17 protein-coding genes are annotated in these 21,258 nt (G+C 64.0%); 9 read left to right on the top strand and 8 right to left on the bottom strand.

Translation table 11 applies throughout. The features are described from left to right. Positions 1-173 precede the first annotated feature (173 nt). The 3 genes from APT59_RS11455 to APT59_RS11445 all read left to right on the top strand — a co-directional run bounded on the left by APT59_RS11455 (position 174) and on the right by APT59_RS11445 (position 3,378). Complete coding sequence (locus APT59_RS11455; RefSeq protein WP_059314956.1) at positions 174-1,010, top strand: undecaprenyl-diphosphate phosphatase; 837 nt, start codon at positions 174-176, stop codon at positions 1,008-1,010. Continuing rightward, entirely contained in the window at positions 1,007-1,507 is a 501-nt protein-coding gene (locus APT59_RS11450; protein ID WP_082696335.1) for a DUF1294 domain-containing protein, read from the top strand. The genes APT59_RS11455 and APT59_RS11450 overlap by 4 nt, the downstream gene beginning before the upstream one ends. A 74-nt stretch (positions 1,508-1,581) precedes the next feature. After that, positions 1,582-3,378, top strand: a complete 1,797-nt coding sequence (locus tag APT59_RS11445) for a gamma-glutamyltransferase family protein (RefSeq protein WP_059314955.1) — start codon at positions 1,582-1,584, stop codon at positions 3,376-3,378. A 133-nt stretch (positions 3,379-3,511) separates the two neighbouring features. On the opposite strand, the gene mqo is transcribed toward APT59_RS11445, so the two are convergent. Next, complete coding sequence (gene mqo, locus APT59_RS11440) at positions 3,512-5,008, bottom strand: malate dehydrogenase (quinone) (RefSeq protein WP_059314954.1); 1,497 nt, start codon at positions 5,006-5,008, stop codon at positions 3,512-3,514. A 455-nt stretch (positions 5,009-5,463) separates the two neighbouring features. Then, positions 5,464-7,053, bottom strand: coding sequence for an ABC-F family ATPase (locus APT59_RS11435; RefSeq protein ID WP_059314953.1), 1,590 nt, complete (start codon positions 7,051-7,053; stop codon positions 5,464-5,466). A gap of 361 nt (positions 7,054-7,414) precedes the next feature. On the opposite strand from APT59_RS11435, the gene APT59_RS11430 reads away from it, so the two are divergent. Beyond that, positions 7,415-7,597 (top strand): hypothetical protein, encoded by a 183-nt coding sequence (locus tag APT59_RS11430; RefSeq protein ID WP_059314952.1) that lies wholly within the window; start codon positions 7,415-7,417, stop codon positions 7,595-7,597. 676 nt (positions 7,598-8,273) lie between these two features. Here APT59_RS11430 and APT59_RS11420 read toward each other — a convergent pair. Next, a complete protein-coding gene (locus APT59_RS11420; protein ID WP_059314950.1) occupies positions 8,274-8,507 on the bottom strand; it encodes a hypothetical protein in 234 nt (77 codons plus the stop codon). 157 nt (positions 8,508-8,664) lie between these two features. Between APT59_RS11420 and APT59_RS11415 the strand changes: the two genes are divergently transcribed. After that, complete coding sequence (locus tag APT59_RS11415) at positions 8,665-8,925, top strand: hypothetical protein (RefSeq protein ID WP_156428953.1); 261 nt, start codon at positions 8,665-8,667, stop codon at positions 8,923-8,925. A gap of 318 nt (positions 8,926-9,243) precedes the next feature. Here the strand turns inward: APT59_RS11415 and APT59_RS11410 are convergent, their stop codons facing one another. After that, positions 9,244-9,642 (bottom strand): response regulator, encoded by a 399-nt coding sequence (locus tag APT59_RS11410; RefSeq protein ID WP_059314948.1) that lies wholly within the window; start codon positions 9,640-9,642, stop codon positions 9,244-9,246. Positions 9,643-9,869: 227 nt separating this feature from the next. Here APT59_RS11410 and APT59_RS11405 point away from each other — a divergent pair, with 227 nt between their 5' ends. Continuing rightward, complete coding sequence (locus APT59_RS11405) at positions 9,870-10,064, top strand: hypothetical protein (protein ID WP_059314947.1); 195 nt, start codon at positions 9,870-9,872, stop codon at positions 10,062-10,064. A gap of 59 nt (positions 10,065-10,123) precedes the next feature. Here the strand turns inward: APT59_RS11405 and APT59_RS11400 are convergent, their stop codons facing one another. Beyond that, complete coding sequence (locus tag APT59_RS11400; protein WP_059314946.1) at positions 10,124-11,332, bottom strand: MFS transporter; 1,209 nt, start codon at positions 11,330-11,332, stop codon at positions 10,124-10,126. Next, positions 11,329-12,537 (bottom strand): MFS transporter, encoded by a 1,209-nt coding sequence (locus tag APT59_RS11395; protein WP_059314945.1) that lies wholly within the window; start codon positions 12,535-12,537, stop codon positions 11,329-11,331. Before APT59_RS11395 ends, APT59_RS11400 begins: the two co-directional genes overlap by 4 nt. Before the next feature lie 64 nt (positions 12,538-12,601). Here APT59_RS11395 and APT59_RS22825 point away from each other — a divergent pair, with 64 nt between their 5' ends. Further along, positions 12,602-13,087: a DUF192 domain-containing protein gene (locus APT59_RS22825; RefSeq protein ID WP_059314944.1), complete on the top strand. Its 486-nt coding sequence runs from the start codon at positions 12,602-12,604 to the stop codon at positions 13,085-13,087. A gap of 359 nt (positions 13,088-13,446) precedes the next feature. On the opposite strand, the gene APT59_RS11385 is transcribed toward APT59_RS22825, so the two are convergent. Next, positions 13,447-14,802 carry a substrate-binding domain-containing protein gene (locus tag APT59_RS11385; RefSeq protein ID WP_059314943.1) on the bottom strand — a complete coding sequence of 452 codons (1,356 nt, stop codon included), beginning with the start codon at positions 14,800-14,802 and terminating at the stop codon, positions 13,447-13,449. Positions 14,803-14,871: 69 nt separating this feature from the next. Continuing rightward, on the bottom strand, positions 14,872-15,684 hold the full coding sequence (gene xthA / locus APT59_RS11380; RefSeq protein WP_059314942.1) for an exodeoxyribonuclease III: 813 nt from the start codon (positions 15,682-15,684) through the stop codon (positions 14,872-14,874). A gap of 178 nt (positions 15,685-15,862) precedes the next feature. Between xthA and APT59_RS11375 the strand changes: the two genes are divergently transcribed. Then, positions 15,863-17,539 (top strand): autotransporter assembly complex protein TamA, encoded by a 1,677-nt coding sequence (locus APT59_RS11375; protein WP_059314941.1) that lies wholly within the window; start codon positions 15,863-15,865, stop codon positions 17,537-17,539. Continuing rightward, a complete protein-coding gene (locus APT59_RS11370; RefSeq protein WP_059314940.1) occupies positions 17,536-21,228 on the top strand; it encodes a translocation/assembly module TamB domain-containing protein in 3,693 nt (1,230 codons plus the stop codon). The genes APT59_RS11375 and APT59_RS11370 overlap by 4 nt, the downstream gene beginning before the upstream one ends. The last annotated feature ends 30 nt before the right edge of the window (positions 21,229-21,258 follow it).

Below are 21,258 nucleotides of genomic sequence, written 5' to 3'. Positions count from 1 at the left end.
GGTCTCTTCAACCGGTCTCGCTCTGGTAAGGTGCCGGGCGGCCGCTACAGCATGAGCTGTCCTGGGTACCGCGAAGGGCCACGCCCTGCGGAGCGTCACGGTTCGAACCCCGTTGCCGCCGGCGTCTTCGGACCCGGCTACCTGCAAATGTTTCACTTGGATGGAGTAATACCATGGACCTATGGAGTGCCTTGCAGGCGCTGATTTTGGGGATCGTCGAGGGCATCACCGAATTCCTGCCGGTTTCCAGTACCGGCCACCAGATCGTGGTGGCTGACCTGATCGGCTTTCGCGGCGATACCGTCATCGCCTTCAACATCGTGATTCAGCTGGCGGCCATCCTGGCCGTGGTCTGGGAGTACCGCTTCAAGGTCTTCGAGATCGTCACCGACCTGCCGCGCAAATCCTATGCGCAGCGGTTCACCGGCAACCTGATCGTGGCCTTCCTGCCGGCGGCGGTGCTGGGTGTGATCCTGGGCGACCTGATCCACGAGTACCTGTTCAACCCCATCAACGTGGCCTTCGCCCTGGTGATCGGCGGCGTGATCATGATCTGGGCGGAAAAGCGCAAGCACCGCATCCGCGTGGAAGAAGTGGACGACATGCGCTGGCACGATGCCCTCAAGGTCGGTTTCGCCCAGTGCCTGGCGATGATTCCGGGCACCTCCCGTTCCGGCTCGACCATCATCGGCGGCCTGTTGTTCGGCCTGTCGCGCAAGGCAGCCACCGAGTTCTCCTTCTTTCTGGCCATGCCCACCATGGTTGGCGCGACGGTCTATTCGGTCTACAAGTACCGCCACATGTTCGTCCCTAGCGACGCCATGATCTTCGCGGTTGGTTTCGTCACCTCCTTCATCTTCGCCATGCTGGCGGTGAAGGCGCTGCTGAAGTTCATCGGCAATCACAGCTACGTGGTCTTCGGCTGGTACCGCATCGTCTTCGGACTGCTGATCCTGGCCACCTGGCAGTTCGGCTGGATCGACTGGCATGCGGCCAAGGCGGCCGGGTGAAACCCGAGAAGGAACAGCAGAGCCGGCGCAAGCCGGCTCGTGCATCTGCGCAGTCCGCTACGCCCAAGACCGCCAAGCGGGCGTCCGCGCCGACGCCCTATCAACAGCGCGCGGCCATCGCCCGTCAGGACATGCTGGCGCTGCTGCAGATCGCGGTCTTCATCCTGCCCCTGGTCGGCATGCTGTCCCTGGCCTTCGGTCGCGGCGTGCTCTGGCCACTGCCGCTATACCTGATCGCCAGCATCGTCACCTACCTGCTTTACAAGCATGACAAGCAACGCGCACGCGACAAGGGCTGGCGGGTACCGGAGCGAGTCCTGCACCTGGGCGAGCTGCTCGGCGGCTGGCCGGGCGCCCTGATCGCCCAGCAGCGGTTTCGCCACAAGACGGTCAAGCTGAGTTTTCGCCTGGTGTTCTTCGCCATCGTAGCCCTGCATCAGTTGCTGTGGCTGGATGTGCTCTGCGGCGGCTTTCTGCACCGTCACCTGCCGCTCTGAGGTCAGGCAAGCGGCACCGATGCAGGTGATGGGCTAGGCTTGCGGGCAAATGCCGCCCGTTGCCCAGGAGCCCCATGTTGCGAACCCCTCGAACGATCCTCACGCCACTGTTCTTGTCCCTGATCCTGGCCGCCTGTAGCCAGAGTCGCGAAATCCCCTTGCCCACGGCTCCCGAGGCCGGTTCTGGTTACCGGACCGGGCTGACGGCCAGTGAAGCCACCCGGCAGATGGCGGCAGCGGCCAATCCCCTCGCCGCCGAGGCGGGGCGCGAGATCCTGCGCCGAGGTGGTTCGGCCATCGATGCCGCCATCGCCATGCAGGCGGTTCTGACCCTGGTCGAGCCCCAGTCCTCGGGTATCGGCGGCGGTGCTTTCCTGCTCTATTGGGACGGTCACCGGGTCCAGGCCTACGATGGTCGCGAGACGGCGCCCGCAGGCGCCACGGAAAATCTCTTCCTGCACGCGGATGGCAGCCCCATGGCCTTCGAAGAGGCCCGCATCGGTGGTCGTTCGGTGGGCGTACCGGGGGTATTGCGCGCCCTGGAGCTCGCCCATCGCGACCATGGCAAGCTGGCTTGGCAAAGCCTGTTCGAGCCGGCCATTCGCCTGGCGCGGGAAGGCTTTCCACTGTCGCCACGGTTGCACAACCAGCTCCTCCACGATCCCTTCCTTAGGCAATCGCCCGGCATGGCTGCGCTCTATCTGGATGCCCAAGGCCAGGTGAAGCCGGTGGGAACCCGCCTGCGTAACCCTGAGTTGGCCGATACCCTGGCGCTGATTGCCAAGGAGGGTGCGGCCGCGCTCTATCGCGGCGACTTGGCCAAAGCCATCGCCACAGCGGTACAGGGGAGTCCCAATCCCGGTAGCCTGAGCCTCAAGGACCTTGCCGGTTATCGCGCCAAGGTCCGCACGCCGCTGTGCACCGACTACCAACGCTGGCGCGTCTGCGGCATGCCGCCGCCGGCCGGTGGTATCACCGTGGCCCAGACGCTCGGCATTCTCCAGGCGCTGGAGGCGCGCGATCCGGCCTGGGCCCTGGCCCCCTTGCGCCCGGTGCCAACCGCGCTGCCGGCGGCGCAGGAGCCCAGACCGGAAGCCGTGCACCTGATCAGTGAGGCCGAACGCCTGGCCTATGCCGATCGCGCCCAATACGTGGCGGACCCGGATCTGGTGCCGGTCAACGTCAGCGGCCTGCTCGATTCAGGGTATCTGGCCAGTCGCGCTCAGCAGGTAGGCGAGCGCAGCCTGGGCAAGGCCGCCCCGGGTACGCCTCCGGGGCCGACCCTGGCTTGGGCGCCGGATCGTTCACCGTTGCGCATCTCCACCTCCCAAGTGGTCGCTGCGGATGCCTGGGGTGGCGCGCTGTCCATGACGACCACGGTAGAGAGTTACTTCGGCTCCCACCTGATGGTGAAGGGCTTCATGCTCAACAACCAGTTGACGGACTTTTCCTTCGTGCCCCGCGAGAAGGGCTTGCCAGTGGCCAATCGGGTCGAACCGGGCAAGCGCCCGCGCTCGACCATGTCGCCCACCCTGGTATTCGATCGCCAGAGCGGCGACCTGGTAGCGGCTCTGGGGTCGCCGGGTGGCTCGCAGATCGCCGGCTATGTGGTGAAGACACTGGTTGGTCTGCTGGACTGGCAGCTGGATCCCCAATCGGCGGCGGGCCTGCCGAATTTCGGCAGCCGTAACGGCCCCACCGAGCTGGAGCGCGGCGAGACCACGCCGGCCTTGCGCCAGGCGCTGGAGCAGCGTGGGCATCAGCTGCGCGAAGACGAGATGACCAGTGGCATCCAGGTCATTCGCCGGGTGGGATCAGGATGGCAGGGCGGCGCCGATCCGCGGCGCGAGGGCGCGGCGCTGGGGGATTAGGTCGCGGGTCGTCGGGGCAGGGGAGGATCCCCACTCCAGTCCTCTCCCAGGGGGAGAGGAAGCCACTAGGGCGCTGGAGCAGGCTCGCGGGGAAAGGAGGCGCCGGACCGCTTCCGGCTCGGCGCCTTGGGTATCACGCCGGCTGGTCGAGTTGCAGTACACGGGTGGTGCGCTCGCGCACTTCCCGCAGTAGCTCCGGCTCTTCGGCCAGCTTCTGACCAAAGGAAGGGAACATGGTGCGCAGCTTGGCCTGCCACTCTTCGCTCTGATAGCGGCTCGGGAAGCAGCGCTCGACCAGGGTCAGCATGATGGACACCGAGGTGGAAGCACCTGGAGAGGCGCCCAGCAGGGCGGCGATGGTACCGTCACCGGAGGCGACGATCTCGGTGCCGAACTGCAGGATGCCGCCTTTCTGCGGGTCCTTCTTGATGATCTGCACGCGCTGGCCGGCCACTTCCAGGCGCCAGTCCTGCTTGCGCACGGCCGGGTAGAAGGCGCGCAGCTCCTCGACGCGCTGGTCGAAGGACTGCAGTACCTGGCCGACCAGGTAGCGGGTCAGCGGCATGTTGTCCCGCGCCACGGCGAGCATGGGGCCGATATTGCCCGACTTGATCGACTTGGGCAGGTCGAGGAAGGAACCGCGCTTGAGGAACTTGGTGGTGAAACCGGCGAAGGGTCCGAACAGCAACGACTTCTTGCCATCCACCACGCGGGTGTCCAGGTGCGGCACCGACATTGGCGGGGAGTTGACCCCGGCCAGGCCGTAGACCTTGGCCTGGTGCCGTTCGACGATGTGCGGATCGTCGCAGCGCAGCCATTGTCCGCTCACCGGGAAGCCACCGTAGCCGGCGCCCTCGGGGATGCCGGACTTCTGCAGCAGCGGCAGGGCCGCGCCACCGGCGCCGAGGAAGACGAACTTGGCGATCAGCGTGCGGGTCGCGCCGGAGCGACTGTCCTCGATGGTCAGGCGCCAACGCTGATCCGCTTCGCGGGTCAGGTCCACCACCTTCTGGTTGTAGCGGACCTGGGTGCCGGGGCGGGTCTGCAGGTGACCCAGCAGGCTCATGGTCAGGGCGCCGAAATTGACGTCGGTACCACCGGCCACATGGGTCGCCGCCACGGCTTCGGTAGCTGGCCGGCCTTCCATCACCAGGGGCATCCACTCGCGCAGCTTGGCGTGGTCCTCGGAATATTCCATGCCGTCGAAGCAGGCGTGGTCCTTGAGGGCCTCATAGCGCTTGCGCAGGAAGGCGATGTCCTTGGCGCCATGCACGAAGGACATGTGTGGCACGGGGCTGATGAAGGCGCGCGGCGAACCGAAGTGGCCTTCCTCGACCAGGTAGGACCAGAACTGCCTGGAAGCCTCGAACATGCCGTTGATGCTGAGGGCCTTGGTGACGTCGATGCTGCCGTCCGCCTTTTCGGGCGTGTAGTTCAACTCGCAGAGGGCCGCATGGCCGGTTCCGGCGTTGTTCCAGGGGTTGGAACTCTCCGCCGCGCCTACGTCGAGCAGTTCGAGTACCTCGACGGTACTCGTGGGCTCCAGCTCCTTGAGCATGACCGCCAGGGTCGCACTCATGATTCCCGCGCCGACGAAAACGAAATCCGACTCTTCGTTACCACTGTGCATTCATCGTACTCCTGAGACAGTGTCTCGCTTTACACCTGAGGGAGATCGGGCGTCGGAGCCCGACCTCGAGTTGGGCAACCCCGAGCTGGCCGCAAACGGCCGAGCAGGGGCAAGCAACCGGTAGGGCATGGCAGTCAGTTGCGACAGCGGCCGTCCGGCAATGTTCTGATTTATTAAGTTGGAGCCAAATGTCCTGGTGGATCGGCGGAGGCCGATACCAGGCGGGGTGGCCAGGATGCGACAGGGAGCCCGTCGAGCGTGCCGGTAGGGGGCGCTACGTGTTACGAGACGTGGCAGGAGACCCCTGGCCTCCCGGCGCAAACGATAGGTATTGATCGCGGCGATCCTGGTCGAGTACCCGTTTCGGTGCGAAATGATACCTAGGGTAACTGCTTAGGGCACCATCTATTTTAACCGTGTAGTGGGTATCAGGACCCACTACACGGACCTCGGGTTTAGCCGTTGATGCCTTGGCTGCGCAGGTAATCGTCATAGCTGCCGCTGAAATCCACCACACCGCTCTCGCTCATGTCGAGGATGCGGGTGGCCAGGGAGGAGACGAATTCGCGGTCGTGGCTGACGAAGATCAGGGTGCCCGGATAGTTTTCCAGGGCCAGGTTCAGCGCCTCGATGGACTCCATGTCCAGGTGGTTGGTGGGCTCGTCCATCACCAGCACGTTGGGCTTCTTCAGGATCAGTTTGCCAAACAGCATGCGTCCCTGTTCACCACCGGAGATGACCTTGATCGACTTCTGGATGTCGTCGCTGGAGAACAGCATGCGGCCCAGGGTACCGCGTACCATTTGCTCGCCGCCCTGGGTCCATTGGGCCATCCACTCGAACAGGGTGGCATCGTCGGCGAAATCCTCGGCGTGGTCCTGGGCGAAGTAGCCGACATCAGCGCTGTCGGTCCATTTCACTTCACCGCTCTGGGGAGCCATCTCGCCCACCAGGGTGCGCAGCAGGGTGGTCTTGCCGATGCCGTTGGGGCCGATGATGGCGACCCGCTCGCCGGCTTCGATCTGCAGGCCCAGGCGCTTGAACAGCGGGGTGCCGTCGAAGCCTTGAGTGACGTTCTCCAGGGTCACCGCCTGGCGGTGCAGCTTCTTGTTCTGCTCGAAGCGGATGAAGGGGCTGACGCGGCTGGACGGCTTGACCTCGTCCAGCTGGATCTTGTCGATCTGGCGCGCCCGGCTGGTGGCCTGCTTGGCCTTGGAGGCGTTGGCCGAGAAGCGGCTGACGAACTGCTGCAGTTCGGCGATCTGGGCCTTCTTCTTGGCGTTGTCCGACAGCAGGCGCTCGCGGGCCTGGGTGGCGGCGGTCATGTACTCGTCGTAGTTACCCGGGAACAGGCGCAGCTCACCGTAGTCCAGGTCGGCCATGTGGGTGCAGACGCTGTTCAGGAAGTGGCGATCGTGGGAGATGATGATCATGGTGCTGTTGCGCGCGACCAGGATGCCTTCCAGCCAACGGATGGTGTTGATATCCAGGTGGTTGGTGGGCTCGTCAAGCAGCAGCAGTTCCGGATCGGAGAACAGTGCCTGGGCCAGCAGTACCCGTAGCTTCCAACCGGGGGCGACGGCGCTCATGGGGCCAAAGTGCTGGTCCTGCGGGATGCCCAGGCCGAGCAGCAGCTCGCCCGCCCGCGCTTCGGCGGTGTAGCCATCGTATTCGGCGAACTGCACTTCCAGTTCGGCCACTGCCATGCCGTCGTCTTCGCTCATTTCCGGCAGGGAGTAGATGCGGTCGCGCTCGGCCTTGACCTTGGCCAACTCGGCGTGGCCCATGATCACGGTATCGATGACGGTGCAGTCTTCGTAGGCGAACTGGTCCTGGCGCAGCTTGCCAAGGCGCACGTTGGGTTCGAGCATCACCTGGCCGCCGGTGGGCTCGAGATCACCCCCGAGAATCTTCATGAAGGTGGACTTGCCGCAGCCGTTGGCGCCGATCAGGCCATAGCGATGGCCGTTGCCGAATTTGACGGACACGTTCTCGAACAGCGGCTTGGCGCCAAACTGCATGGTGATGTTAGCGGTGGAGATCAAGGGGGTACCTATTAGGGACTAAAGGCGTCGCGAGAGCTGACGGTATCGATTCGATACCGACGCCGAGCTTGGCTATCTCGCTCAGAGCTGAACCTGTGCCGATCCAGCGAGCGTAGGTGGAAAGAAAAATCTGGAGGAGGGTTTCCCAGCTGTAGGGCGATGAGGCCGAAGCTCATGCCGGACATTGCGTTCATTGTCTCATAGGTCCGCCAGCGGTGATAAGGCCGCCGTGGGTACCGGAGCGCTGCTCCGACTCGCCCTGGGTCGTATGATCTTCGGACCGCTGGTGATGATGGCCAGTGAACGGCGATCACCCGCACGCTTCTCATGCTGCACCGATGCAGCCATCCCAGGAGCAGATATGTCCGAGCAGACGAAGAGCCGAATAGATGCTGGAGCGCCGCGGGAGCAGTTGCCGCCCACGCTGGAGGAGACCCAGGCCCGCAATGCCGAGCTGCGGATGCAGAAGATGGCGAAGCAACGCCAGCAGGCGCTATCGGAACGGTCGCTCACCGCTGCCAGGAATGAAAAGCAGGTGCCTTGAGCCTCGGGACCATCGGTCATAGTGGCCACTGAACAGGTACCTCCTTGCGCGTCTCCAATACAGTGAGGCCACTATTGGCCTCACTGCGAGGTGACCCATGATCACAACGACCACTCATTGGCAAAGATTCAGTTCGCCACAGGCTCCCGGAATGATCGCAAGGTCGATGTTCGGGATCGACGTCCAGCTGGCTAGGGAGCAAGGTGGGCAGGCCACAGAGCCTGCTCCGGCTGAGCCACCGGAGCCTGCCGATACGGATGGCGCCGATCAGTCTGTGCTCGATCCTGACGAGCCCTCGACGCCGGTGCCTGGCGAAAGCGACGACCAGGAACCAGCGCCTCGGTAACCCCCTGAGTCCCGACAGAGCCCAGCCGACGTGCTGAGCTCTTTCACGAACAGCGGCAGGTAATGCACCAGCATGAAGAGGCTTTTTGACGCTTTCAGCTGCCCGAAGAGTGCTTTCCTTTGGATTGGGCTAAATGTGCCTTCTATCGTCAATAACGAGGACGTCTTTCTGAAACTCCAGAGCCCTATCTTGAAGGGTGATGCAATCGGCACTATTGGGAAGTAACGGCAATAAATAATCTGGTTCTCTGATTCCACTATTGGTCTGTATTAAACGAAGCGGCTAAAGAGCAAGGAGTTTGAGTGGAAGGTAATGGTAAGTGCCGCTTCGCTATTTGATAACTGGGTTGTCTTGTAGGTCGAGCAGGAAGCGAAACGCACTTTGAACGGTGGTCTGGCGGTCCTGTATCTCTGCGATGCACAGCGTCAGCATGTCCCTGAGCGCTTCTGAGTCAGCGCTTCCGTGGCATTCGTATATCTGTCGCAGTAGCTGGTTGATCGCATCCTGTTCCGCGGCGTATCGCTCCAGCAGCAGCAGGCCATGCTTTCGGTCCTGTTCGTTCATGCGACTTCCTCCGGTACGGGCTGATCGGTATCCGGCGATCGTTTTGCCACCGTTAGGAAAGAGTTTAAACCCGAAGTGTCGGATGGGTGGTCAACGACAGCGTTGCGAGATATATGTCAAAGGATGAGGCGTATCGGTAGTTTCACCCGGGAGTCCCATGAACAGGTTAAAAGAAGCGTTGGAGATGCTGGATCCTCCGGTGAAGCATTTCATCGAATACCGAGGTGAAGATGTCTTGCTGACGCTTTTGGATCCCAAGGTGCCAGCAAAGGTATCGCGCCTCATTGCCAAGCGCACGGTGCTGAATAGTGAGGCACTCAATGTCATGGTCCTGTATGCCGTCAACGAACTTCGTCTGAAAGGCTCTCTTGTTCCTTTGCAAGCCGATACGGTGCTCATCGGCAAGAAGGCGCCGTAATTCGCATAGGATGTTAAGTGAGTGATAAAGATGATGGTTGACCATTGCCAACTGGGATGGGTGCCCTTGGCCATCGCAGTGGGTAACTGCCGGCCGTAAGGGCCGCGTTCTTTCTCGTCCGCGTCAGCCTCCGATAACCGTATTCGGTGCACGAACGCCTGCCTGGCAGCAGTCGATGTCTGTGGGGTCACCTGGGCGATGCCATGCAGTAGGGGACTTGGTCATTTCCTAACCTGCGACATCTGTCCTGCTGATACAGATGCCTTGAGCGTTCGGTTCCCCGTCAATGGGTCTGCGGACATCCCTGTCCATGGCGACCTAAGGCGCCGGTAGCGGGACGACCTTCCAGACGGCCTCGGTCAGTTGATCGAGGGTCCAGGGTTTATGCAGGAAGGGCACGCCGGGTGGCACGTCGTTTCTCAGGCCGGCATAGCCTGACATCAGCACGAAGGGCACCGCGGGCCAGCGCTCGGTGACGATCTTGGCCAGCTGGATGCCATCGATCACCCCAGGCATTCGTACGTTCGACACCACTACGTTCACCTGCTGCCAATGCAGTTCCAGAAACTGCAGGGCGGCATCGGCGGTCCCGAAGGTTTCCACCTGAAAGCCTTCCTGCTTGAGCACCTCGCGTACCAGGGCTTGCAGCAGCAATTCGTCTTCTGAGACGACGGCGAGCAGATTGGCATCGTTGGCTGGACGGGTCGGCGTATCCATAGGCGGCGTTCCAGGAATGGAAGATCTCTGGAGTCTAGTCAAGCGCCGGCTTTTTGCCTGGCCGATTGTGCCAAGGCAGATTCCTGATCGAGTCTGGCCTTGGGCGTTGCGCTGGCCAGGGCCTCGCCACGAGCGATGCCCTGGCGACGTGCGGTCACGGCTTCGCTGCAACCTCTGCGGCTGACCGCCTACTAATGCTCAAGACCTACCCCTCATAGGAGCTTGGCATGAACCTGTTGCTTTCTTCCGCACCCGACACGACGGTACCCCTGGCCTGGTGGCTGGGTGGTGACCAGGCGCCGCTCAACGACTCCGACATGGCCGATGAGGAGATCGATACCGAGATCCCCGATGAGGTGGCGGAGAACCTGACCGAGCCGGCCAAGCCGCCCGCGCCGATTCCGGATCCTGGTCCACTGTAGGAAAAGCAGCCAGGTGGGGGCGGCGCACCGGACCACTAGGGCACCGCCCCCGGGCTGGCCTAGGCGCCTGAGGCGGTGAGATTTTCCCTGAGCGCGCGACGATAGAGCAGGGCGCTCAGGCCCAGACCCGCCAGGGCCATCAAGCCAGCGAAGAGAAAGATGGCGCTGAAACCGAAGCCATTGGCAATGGCACCGGCCAGTGGCCCGGTAATCCCCAACGCCAGATCCAGGCACAGAGAGTAGGCGCCCAGGGCGGCGCTGCGATTGGTGGGCGGTACCTTGACAATGGCCTCGACTCCCAGGGCTGGATAGACCAGTGACAAGCCGAAGCCGGCCATGGCGGCGCCAACCAGGGCCATCTCGGGCGTGACCGCCAACCAGAGCAGCAACAGCCCCAGGGTCTCGACCGTGAAGCAGGCCAGGGCAACGCGGAAGCCGCCGATCTTGTTGATAGCCCCGGCGAACAGTAGCCGGGCGCAGATGAAGGCGGCGCCAAAGGCGGTCAGGCAGAAGGCCGCGTTCGGCCAGCCATTGCTGGCGTAGTAGAGGGTGACGAAGGTGGCGATCGCGCCAAAGCCGATGGAGCTCAGCAGCAGGCAAAGACCGAAAGGACTGATGCGCCAGAATACCTTGTGGAAGGGCAGTCGATCGCCGGCGATGACCGGGGCCGGTTCCTTGTTCCAGGCCAGCGCCAGGCCCAGAGCACCCAGCAGGGCGATAGCGACACCCAGGCTCCACAGCCCCAGGCTGGCCACCATGGCGACGCCCAAAGGCGCGCCTATAGCAAGGGCACCGTAGGCGGCGATGCCGTTCCAGGAGATCACCTTGCTCACGTGCTGCATGCCGACGCTGCCCATGCCCCAACTCAGGCAGCCAGTGCCAATCATGGCCTGGGACATGCCCAGAATCACCCGGCCGACGATCAGCAAGCCCAGGCTAAGCGCCGGCACGCTCTGCAACGAAGTCGCGAGCAAGGTAAGGACGCCGCAGGCGACGCAGCCGAACAATCCGTAAATGACCCCGCGCTTGGCGCCGATGCTATCGGCCAGCTTGCCGGCGAGCGGTCGAGTGAACAGCGTCGCCAGGTACTGGATACTGATCGCCAGCCCCGCGATCACCGAACCGTAGCCGAGATCGTCATGCACATAGCCCGGCAGGATCGCCAGTGGCAGACCAATGGCCAGGAACAGCAGAAAACTGAAGATGACGATGGAAACGATGCGTCGATTGATGGCGAGTGCGGTGACAGGCGGGGCGGTCGTGGTCATGGCTGTTCTCGAGAAGACTCGTCGAAACGGCGGAGGAGGCGGACGCTGAGGCCCAGGCCGGCAAGGGCGGACAGTGCGGCGCACAGGAAGCTGGCGGCATAGCCGAAGTGGGTGGCTACCGCGCCGATGAGCGGGCCGGTCACCGCCAGCGAAAGGTCGATGAACACCGAATAGCCTGCCAGGGCAGCGCCCCGGTTGGAGGCCGGGACCCGCTGCACCGCTTCCACGGCCAGCGCCGGGAACACCAGCGAGAAGCCGATCCCGGTGAGGGCGGCGCCGACCAGGGCAGTGGTCATGCTGGGCGCCAGCCACAGCGTGGCCAGGCCGATGGCTTCCACCGCCAGGCTGACGATGGCGACACGGAAGCCGCCATGCCGGTTGATGGCATTGGCGCATACCAGGCGCACGCCTATGAAAAAGCAGCCGAACACCGTCAGGCACAGCGCCGCGCCGCTCCAGCCTTGGCTGGCGTAATACAGGGTGATGAAGGTGGCCAGAGTACCGAAACCGATTCCACCCAGCGCCAGGCCGAGCCCAAAGGGCAGGACCCGCCCAAGCACCGTGGTGAAGGGAAGGCGTTCACCGCGTACCGGAACGATGGGTGGGCGCGGCTGGGCGATGCGGTAGCCCAATACCGCCAGGGCTATGATGCTGGCGCCCATGACCCAGAGACCCAGCAGGTCGACCAGTACGACGCCAAGGGGCGCGCCGATGGCCAGGGCGCCATAGCTGGCGACGCCATTCCAGGAGATCACCTTGGCGGTATTGGACGGGCCGACGCGGCCGATTGCCCATGAAATGGCACCGGTACCCGAGAGACTTTCCGCACAGCCCAGTACCAGGCGCCCGAGCAGCAGGGCGCCGAGACTGATCCAGGGCCAGTCCTGCAGGAGGATCGACGCCAGCATCAGCAGTCCGCTGATGCCGCAACCGAGCATGCCGTAGAGCACCGACTGCTTGGCCCCTACCGTGTCGATAAGGCGGCCGGCGTGGGAGCGCGAGAGCAGGGTAGCCAGGTACTGACTGCTGATGACCAGACCCGCGATAATGGAGTTGAAGCCCAGATCCTCATGCACATAGCCCGGCAGCACGGCCAACGGAATACCGATGGTCAGGTAGGCGATGAAGGTGAAGAGCACCGTCCCCAGGGTGATGCGGGTGGCCAGCGCGGGTGAGGGTGCGGGTGGTAGGCTTGCGGTCGACATCGGACTCGAGAGGTTGTCTGACAATGTGGGATAGATTGCTTTCGCCTGGCAAAGGTCACACGTCATGAGGTTTTTTGTCCATGATCCCCAGGCACTCGGGCAGCGCCGGTCGCCGGGCATGGCCAGACTGGCTGTCCTATTGGCGGCACTGAGTGCTTTTTCGGTTGCGGCAGCCGAGCCCCTTGTTCTACGGATCGGTGACCATCGGCTCCGCGTCGAGGTGGCGAGTACGCCTGAGCAACGGGCGCGTGGGCTCATGGGGCGTTCGCCCCTGGGAGCGGACGAGGGCATGCTGTTCGTCTTCCCTGGTGACGACGCGCGCTGCCTATGGATGCGCGATACGCCCAGTGCGCTGGCCGCCGCCTTCATCTCTGCGCAAGGCGACATTCTGAACGTCGTCGAGATGCGCCCAATGAGCGATACCCATCATTGCTCGCATGCACCTGCGCGTTACGCCTTGGAAACGGCCACGGGGTGGTTCTCGACCCGGAGCATTCATCCGGGGGAGCGCATCCAGGGGCTCGGCGCCGTCAGGCCTGTAACCAGATGATTACGACGCGCAAGAAGCATTGGTTGTGCTGCCTAGTCTAGGTGACACAAGCGGATGCCTGGGTTCAGGTCGATTGCGCGTTGAGGATATCAAGATGGGAATTGAGGCTATCCCAGCTAGAAGGCAATGCGATTTAATCCCTAATAAATATCATAATTATCAATAGCTTACATATACTTATTAAAGTTATTTACGAGCTAATCTTGAGAAACCACTTTAAGTCTCCCCGCGTGGTGCACACGAGCTAGGGATGTCGGGACGGCCGTCAGGAAACGTCTTTTCACTAGCCTGCAACGGCCAATCGCGTAGCGCCAGACGCTGCCGTTACGCGTTCGCCTCAAAGCCAGGATGCGCGATCTCTAATGAATCCAGGCCTCAACGCGGCGATTCTTCACGCGGCCATTGGGAGATAGCCCCGCCACTGGCAACTGGTCGCCAAGCCAGAGCAATTCGTTGGCGAAGGCTTTCTGGTGACGCAAGGCCGTGGCGACTGCGGTGGCCCGCAGCCGGGCCAGGAGGGCGGCGCGCGCGGGGTCTTCGGTGGTGTCGTTGAAGCCGACCAGGATGAGCTGGCGTTGCGCATTCTCCGGGCGGTGCATGAAGGCGGCCAGGCGCTCCACGTCGCGCAGCGCTTTGTTGTCGAGATGCGCACTGCCGGCGGTGAAGCGAAAGTTGACCGTGAGGCGCTGGGCGCGTCGGGCCAGTTCGCCATAGGTGGCCGGCATACCCTGGGTATCACTGATCTTGACTGGCTCGATGCGCTGGGCGACGAACCCGCTCTGCTGGACCACGGCCTGGCCCGCCGGCGTCTGGCTGAATTCGAGCAGGGCGCGGGCCCAATCCGAACGCCGCGCTGGCGGGCCGTAGAGGAACAGTCGCCGTGCCAGCGGATAGTCTTCGGTGGCGATGCTGGCTTCGCTAGGTGCGATGGCACGACCCTGGCCATCGCGCAGGGCGAGCTTCGGCAGCTTGGCCGCCGCCGCCAGGCTCGTGAAGCCAATGCCAGCCGGATCATTGGCGACCTGTTGCGCGAGCTCCTCGTTCGATTCATAGCGTTTGGCGGCGGCGTTTAGGTGCTTGCCCTGCGGGTTCAGGACCAGCTCGCGAAAGGTGTCGTAGGTACCCGAGCGATCATCCCGGGCATAGAGCCGGATCGGACCAGGCTTGCCGCCCAGCTGTTGCCAGTCGGTGATCTCTCCGGCGAAGACCTGCGCCAGTTGCTGGAGGTTGAGCTCGTGCAGGGCGTTGCCCGGATGCACGATGATCGCCAGGCCGTCCAGGCCGATGACATATTCCGCGTCCTTGCTGCGCAAGTCTCCAAGGCCGGCCAGGGCGCTGACTTCCGCATCATTGATCGGTCGCGAGGCGGCGGCCAGGTCCGTGGTGCCGGCGGCCAGCGCGGTGAAACCAGTGCTGGAGCCATGGGCGGCGATGGGGACTGCCACCCAGGTGCCGTCCGGGGCGCGGGCGGTCAGCCGCCATTCGTCCATCGCGTCGGTAGGTACCACTTGGGGATCGCGGTAGCCGCGCTCGGCGAGTAACGCCGCAACCAGACGGGGTCCCAGGCGTGCGTTGATGGTGTTGGAGCCCTGCAGACGCAGCAGGGTGGTTGCCGGCTGGCTGGCCAGGAGCGACAAAGGCAGCAGCGGAAACAGCAGCATGAGCACTGTGCTCTGCAGGAACAGGCGGCGGAATACTGGCGCAGAGCGGTTCATGGTCGGGCCTCGAAGCTGAAACGAGGCCGCCACCTTAGGCACGCCGTGTGACGGCGGCGTGACAGGACTTCACGTCAATTTTAGCCAGACCGGCGCATGGTCGGAGGGCTTCTCCATACCGCGGATTTCATAGTCCACGCCCGCCCCGGCGATACGCTCGCGCAACGCCCGGGAGGCCAGGATGGTGTCGATGCGCAGGCCACGCTTGGGCTCGTCTTCGAAACCCCGGCTGCGATAGGGGAACCAGCTGAAGCGATCGTCCATGTCCGGATGCAGATGACGGTAGCTGTCGATCAGGCCCCAGCCCAGCAGGCGCTGCATCCACTCGCGCTCTTCGGGCTGGAAGCTGCAGGCGCCGGTTCTCAGCCAGCGCTTGGCATTGGCTGCACCGATGCCGATGTCGTGATCCTGGGCGGAGATATTGAAGTCACCCATGAGCAGCAAGGGCGTGTCAGGCGAGAAACGCTCTTCAAGTAGATTCTGAAGATCGGCGTAGAACTTCCTCTTGCCAGGGAATTTTGTGGGGTGAGCGATATTCTCGCCTTGAGGAAAATAGCCATTCATGACCACCAGGGGCTGGCCCTGCCTGTCGGCGAAGACCCCGTAGATGAATCTTTTCTGGGAGTCTTCGCCGTCTCCCGGAAAACCCTTGTGCAGCTCCAATGGCGCCAGACGCGACAGCAGCGCTACACCGTAGTGGCCCTTCTGGCCGTGGTAATGCACGTGATACCCGAGGGACTCCACGTCCGCCAGGGGAAACTGGTCATCCGATACCTTGGTTTCCTGCAGGCCGATCACGTCGGGATCGTAGCGTTCTATGATCGCAGAAAGTTGATGAGGTCTTGCGCGCAATCCATTGATATTGAAGCAAATAATCTTCATGTTACCTTCCTGAAAGATGATTGGTCCTAGCCTATCAGAAAGCGCCTAGCCGAAGCGGCCACCAGGCGAACCCTGGCCTTTCCGGTTTGTCTCACAGCGCAACGCCCGTTAGCATTCCTGTATGAATAAACCGAACGCTCTACGCCGTGCCCTGATTGGTGTTTGTTGTCTGCATGGCATGGCCTGGGCGGCGCCGGCCGAGGTCAGCGTTCGTGTTCAGCCGGCCAACAACCCGCTGCGAGACAACATCCAGGCCTATATCGGCTCTGTCGAGGGGCGCGATGCGGCAGGCTTGCAGCGTCTGCGTCCGGCGACGGAGCGGCAGGCCGAGCAGGCGGCGCAGGCGCTGGGTTACTACCACGCGCAGATCGAGACCCGGGTCGAGCCGGGGGAGACGCCGAGATTGGTGGTCGAGGTGCGTCCAGGCGAGCCGGTCAAGTTGCGCCATGTCGACATCCGTATCGAAGGTCCGGCGCGAGAGCTGCGCGCCTTCCAACGGCCGGTTCCGGCGGGTTTGAAGCCTGGTCAGGCGCTGAATCAGGGACTTTATGAAGACGCCAAGAGCCTGATCCAGAACCAGGCGCAGCGCTACGGCTTCTTTCGCGGCACCTTTACCCAGCATCAGTTGCGTATCGATCCTGCCACCGGGTTCGCCGACATCGCGCTGGTGTTCGACAGCGGTCCGCGTTTCGTCCTGGGCAAGGTTTCCTTCGAAGGCAATGCCCCCTTCGATCCCGATCTGCTACAGCGCATGGTGCCCTTCGCCCCGGGTACGCCCTACGATTCCGAGCTGATCGCCGATTTCCAGAGCAACCTACTGGCCAGTGGCTTCTTCGACGGTGCGCGGCTCGATACCTATCCCAAGTCCGAAGGCGCCGCCGAGGTGCCGGTGACCGTGACCCTGAGAACCCGCAAGCCGCGGACCTTTGGCTTTGGCCCCGGCTATTCCACGGACGTTGGCCCGCGACTCAGATTCACCTGGGAAAACCACTGGCTCAACCCTCAGGGGCATAGCCTGGGCGCCGAGGCCGAGCTGTCTGCGCCCCGGCAGAGCATCGCCACCTGGTACGACATTCCTGGCCAGGATCCGATCAACGACAAGTTCCGCTTCGCCGGCGGCTACCAGTACGAGCAGATCGCCGACGACGATTCCCTGAGCCAGCTGCTTACCGTGGGCCCCGAGTGGCACCGCAAGTTTCCCAACGGGTGGGAGCGGGTGCTGTCCCTCAAATGGCGTAACGAAAGCTATCGCCTGGGCAACGACGAGGGCACCTCCAACCTGGTGATGCCTGGGGTGGACTTCTCGCTCCTGCGCAGTGACAACCGGATCGACCCCAATCGCGGCTATCGGCTGCAGTTCGGCGTCTCGGCGGCGAAGGAGGGGTTGCTCTCGGACGCCAACATGATCCATGCCACTGCCCTGGCTCGTGGCCTGATCACGGTGGGCGATGGCCATCGCTTCCTGGGGCGGCTGCAACTGGGGGGCAACCTCACCAACGGCTACAACAAGGTCCCACCGTCGTTGCGGTTCTTTGCGGGGGGCGACCAGAGCGTCCGCGGCTATGACTACCAGACCCTGTCGCCGGAAAACGACGAAGGTGACTACGTAGGCGGCCGATACCTCGTCGCGGGCGGCGTCGAGTATCAGTATCCCTTGCGCGACAAGTGGCGCCTGGCGACTTTCATCGACCAGGGCAGCGCCTTCAACGACCTCAACAATTACGAACTCAAGACCAGCGTCGGCATAGGCGTACGCTGGGTCTCGCCGGTAGGACCGATCCGTGTCGACCTGGCCCACGGCCTCGACGAACCCGGCGGCATCCGCCTGCACTTTTCCATAGGACCTGAGCTGTGAAGTCGGTAGGTGGTGTCATCCTTGGCGTACTGGCGACTCTGCTCGGTGCACTGATCCTGCTGCTGGCCCTGGTGCTGGGTAACGGCAGTATCGGCCGCCTGGTGTTGGATCACGTTCCTGGTCTGACCCTGACCGATTTCCAGGGCCGCCTGGGCGGCCACTGGCAGGCGCGGCAGCTGGTGTGGGATGGCGGCGCCACGCGGGTGACGGTCGAGGCGCCCGAATTCGCCTGGCGGCCCGGCTGCCTGTTCCGGTTGCAGCTGTGCATCGACACCCTGGTCGCTTCGCGGATCGCCATCGACCAGGCGCCCAGCACCGAGCCCGAGCCAGAGAAGGACGGTCCGGTTCGCTTGCCCAGCCTGGACGTGCCGCTCGGTGTGCAATTGGGCGAGGTTCGCATCGGCGAAGTGCTCTACAACGGTGCCGAGCAGGCACGAGACGTGGAATTGCAGGCCCGCTGGCAGGCCGATGGCATCGCCATCGAGCGTCTGGCCGGCGCAGCCCACGGCGTCACCCTGGATACCCATGGTCGGTTGCAACCCAACGGCGACTGGCCGCTGCAACTGCAGGGCGCTTTGGGCCTGCCCGCGCCGGATAATGCTCCCTGGCCGCTGACGCTCAAGCTGGAAGGCGAACTGCAGAAGGCCCTGCACCTGGAGGCCGATAGCAGTGGTTATCTACCCGGACGGCTGACCGGCACGGTCCAGCCGCTGGTGGAGAATGTCCCGGCCGATCTGCAACTGGTGGCTGATGGTTTCAAGGCGGCGGCCAGTCTGCCCGACACCCTGCGCCTGAATGACCTCACGTTGACCGCCCGGGGCGATCTTGCCGCCGGCTACGCCCTGGTGGGCCAGGCGAAATTGCCGGGCGAGGGTGGTCCGGTGGCCCTGAATCTGGATGGCCGCGTCGATGCCCAGGGCGCGCGGATCGCCGCCCTGCGCCTGCAGGCCACGCCCGAACAACGGGTGGTGCTGGCCGGGCAGGTCGACTGGCACGAGGGATTGGCCGCCGATGCCACGCTGGACTGGCGTGATTTCCCCTGGCGGCGGCTATATCCCATGGCGGAGCCACCGGTGAGCCTGCAGCGCCTGCAAGGCGAAGTGGCCTATCGAGATGGCGCCTACCTGGGCAATCTCAAGGCCGCCGCCACGGGCCCGGCCGGCGCCTTTACCCTGGCCACCCCCTTCAGTGGCGACACCACCCAGCTCAATCTGCCGTCCCTGGATCTCCAGGCCGGCCAGGGGCGGGCACAGGGCAAGGTCAATCTGGGCTTCACCGACGGCGTCAGCTGGCAGGTGGCCTTGGACCTGAGCCGCCTCGATCCGGCCTTCTGGGTAGCCCAGCTGCCCGGCAGCCTGGGCGGTCCGCTGCGCAGCTCGGGCGCTTTCAAGGATGGTCGCCTGCAGCTGGATGCCGATCTGGACCTCAAGGGTCGACTGCGCAACCAGCCGGCCGTGCTGGCTGCCAAGGCCAAGGGCGCTGGCGAGCAGTGGCAGGTATCCGAACTCGACATTCGCCTGGGTGACAACCGGATTCAGGGGCAGGGCGCCCTCGACCAGCGTTTGCAAGGTCAGCTCCAGCTGGACCTGCGCCGCCTGGCTCAGCTATGGCCCGATCTTTCCGGTAGCGCCCAGGGCCGCCTGGACGTGGCCGGGACCCTCAAGGCCCCTGCTGGTCAGTTGCGCCTCGACGGTCGCCAGCTGGCCTATGCCGACAGCCGCATCAGCAGCCTCGCGCTGGCCGCCAACCTGGATGATCGCCAACGCGGCACGTTGGACCTGACAGCCCAGGGGCTGCAGGCCGCCGGTCGCGATTTCGGTGTCCTGCGCCTGCAGGGACAGGGTGATCGCCGTCAGCAGCAGGCGGATCTTTCGCTCAAGGGGTCGCAACTGAACCTGATGCTCGCGGCAGGTGGCACCCTGGCCGACAACGGGGACTGGAAGGGTCAGCTGTCTCGTGGGTCAGTCGCGGCCAGCGGCCAGAACTGGACCCTGCAGAGTCCGGCCCGCATTGAGCGCCTGAACAGTGGTCGTCTGGAGCTGGGTCGCCACTGCTGGCGCTCCGGCGCGGCCAGCCTCTGTGGCGACGATCAGCAGTTGCTGCCCGATACCCGTCTCGCCTGGCACCTGCGTGCCTTCCCGCTGGCCAGTCTGCAACCCCTGTTGCCACCGGAGCTGGCCTGGCAGGGCACCCTCGACGGCGACGTCGACCTGCGCCTGCCCAAGGCCGGGCCCGATGGCGAGATACGCTTGCAGGCCGGGCGCGGTAGCCTCAAGCTGCGCGACGCCGCCGGTCAGTGGCAGACCTTCAGCTATGACCGCCTCGATGTCACCAGCGCCCTGAAGCCACAACAGGTGGATACCCAGGTGCAACTGACCAGTGCCGACCTCGGGCAACTTAATGTCCAGGCCCGGCTGGATCCCCGCGATCCGCGTCAGGCGCTGGCCGGGCGCTTTCAGTTGCAGGGGCTGAACCTGGCCCTGGGCAAGGCCTTCGTCGAGGGCATCGAGCATCTCGAAGGCAAGGTCAGCGGCTCCGGCGAACTGGGCGGCACCCTGCTGCAGCCGCGGGTCAATGGCCAGATCCAGCTCACTGGCGGCGACATTGGCGGCGGTAGCGTGCCGACCCGTCTGCAAGATCTCGGTCTTACCGCACGCATCCAGGGCGATACCGCGATCCTCGACGGGGGCTGGCGCAGCGGCACCCAGGGGCGTGGACAGATCCAGGGCAGTGTCGGTTGGGCCGAAGGCCTGGATGTCGACGTGGCGATTACCGGCGACAAGTTGCCGGTCAACGTCGAGCCCTATGCGCAGCTGGAGGTGGCGCCCAATCTCAAGATCCTGATGAAGGACGGCCGCCTAGCCCTGGCCGGCGAGGTCCGGGTGCCCCGCGGCCGTATCCGGGTGCAGCAGCTGCCCCCGTCCACGGTCAAGGTGTCGGACGATGCCGTCATCGTCGGCCAGGAGGCACCGGCCAAGCAGCAGGCCATGCAGATCGCCATGGACGTCGACGTCCTGGTCGGGTCCGACAAGCTCACCTTCGATGCCTTCGGCCTGTCAGCCGAAATCGTCGGCAAGGTGCATATCGGTGACAACCTCGACACCCGTGGCGAGCTGAATCTGCGCAACGGCCGCTACAACGCCTACGGTCAGCGGCTGACCATGAGGCGCGCCCGACTGTTCTTCCAGGGCCCCATCGCCCAGCCCTACATCGATGTGGAGGCGGTGCGCGTGGTGCAGGAGCAGAACGTCACCGCAGGGCTGCGCCTCTCGGGCTTCGCCCAGCAGCCACGTATCGAGGTGTTCTCCGAGCCGAGCATGAGCCAGGAGCAGGCGCTGGCCTACCTGGTCCTGGGGCGGCCGCTGTCGAGCGGAAGCGAGGGAGACAACAACGTGCTCGGTCAGGCCGCTCTGGCGCTGGGCCTGGCCGGCAGCTCGGGTACCGCGGGCGCCCTGGCGCAGCGCCTGGGCATCCAGAACTTCCAGCTGGATACCGCCGGGTCCGGGGACAAGACCAGCGTCGTCGCCTCGGGCAACCTTACCGATCGATTGTCGGTGCGCTATGGCGTAGGGGTGTTCGATTCGGCCAATACCGTCGCGCTGCGCTACCAGCTCACCCGACGGCTCTATCTGGAGATTGCCAGCGGTCTGGCCAATTCCCTGGATTTCTTCTATCGCCGCGATTTTTAAAGCAGGGGCGTGTAACGCTTTGATCGTCCG

The sequence above is a fragment of the Pseudomonas oryzihabitans genome (assembly GCF_001518815.1).
In the GTDB taxonomy this organism is placed as follows: domain Bacteria; phylum Pseudomonadota; class Gammaproteobacteria; order Pseudomonadales; family Pseudomonadaceae; genus Chryseomonas; species Chryseomonas oryzihabitans_E.
The sequence above is the reverse complement of the archived record's forward strand: the minus strand, read 5'-3'. Positions and strand labels throughout refer to the sequence as shown.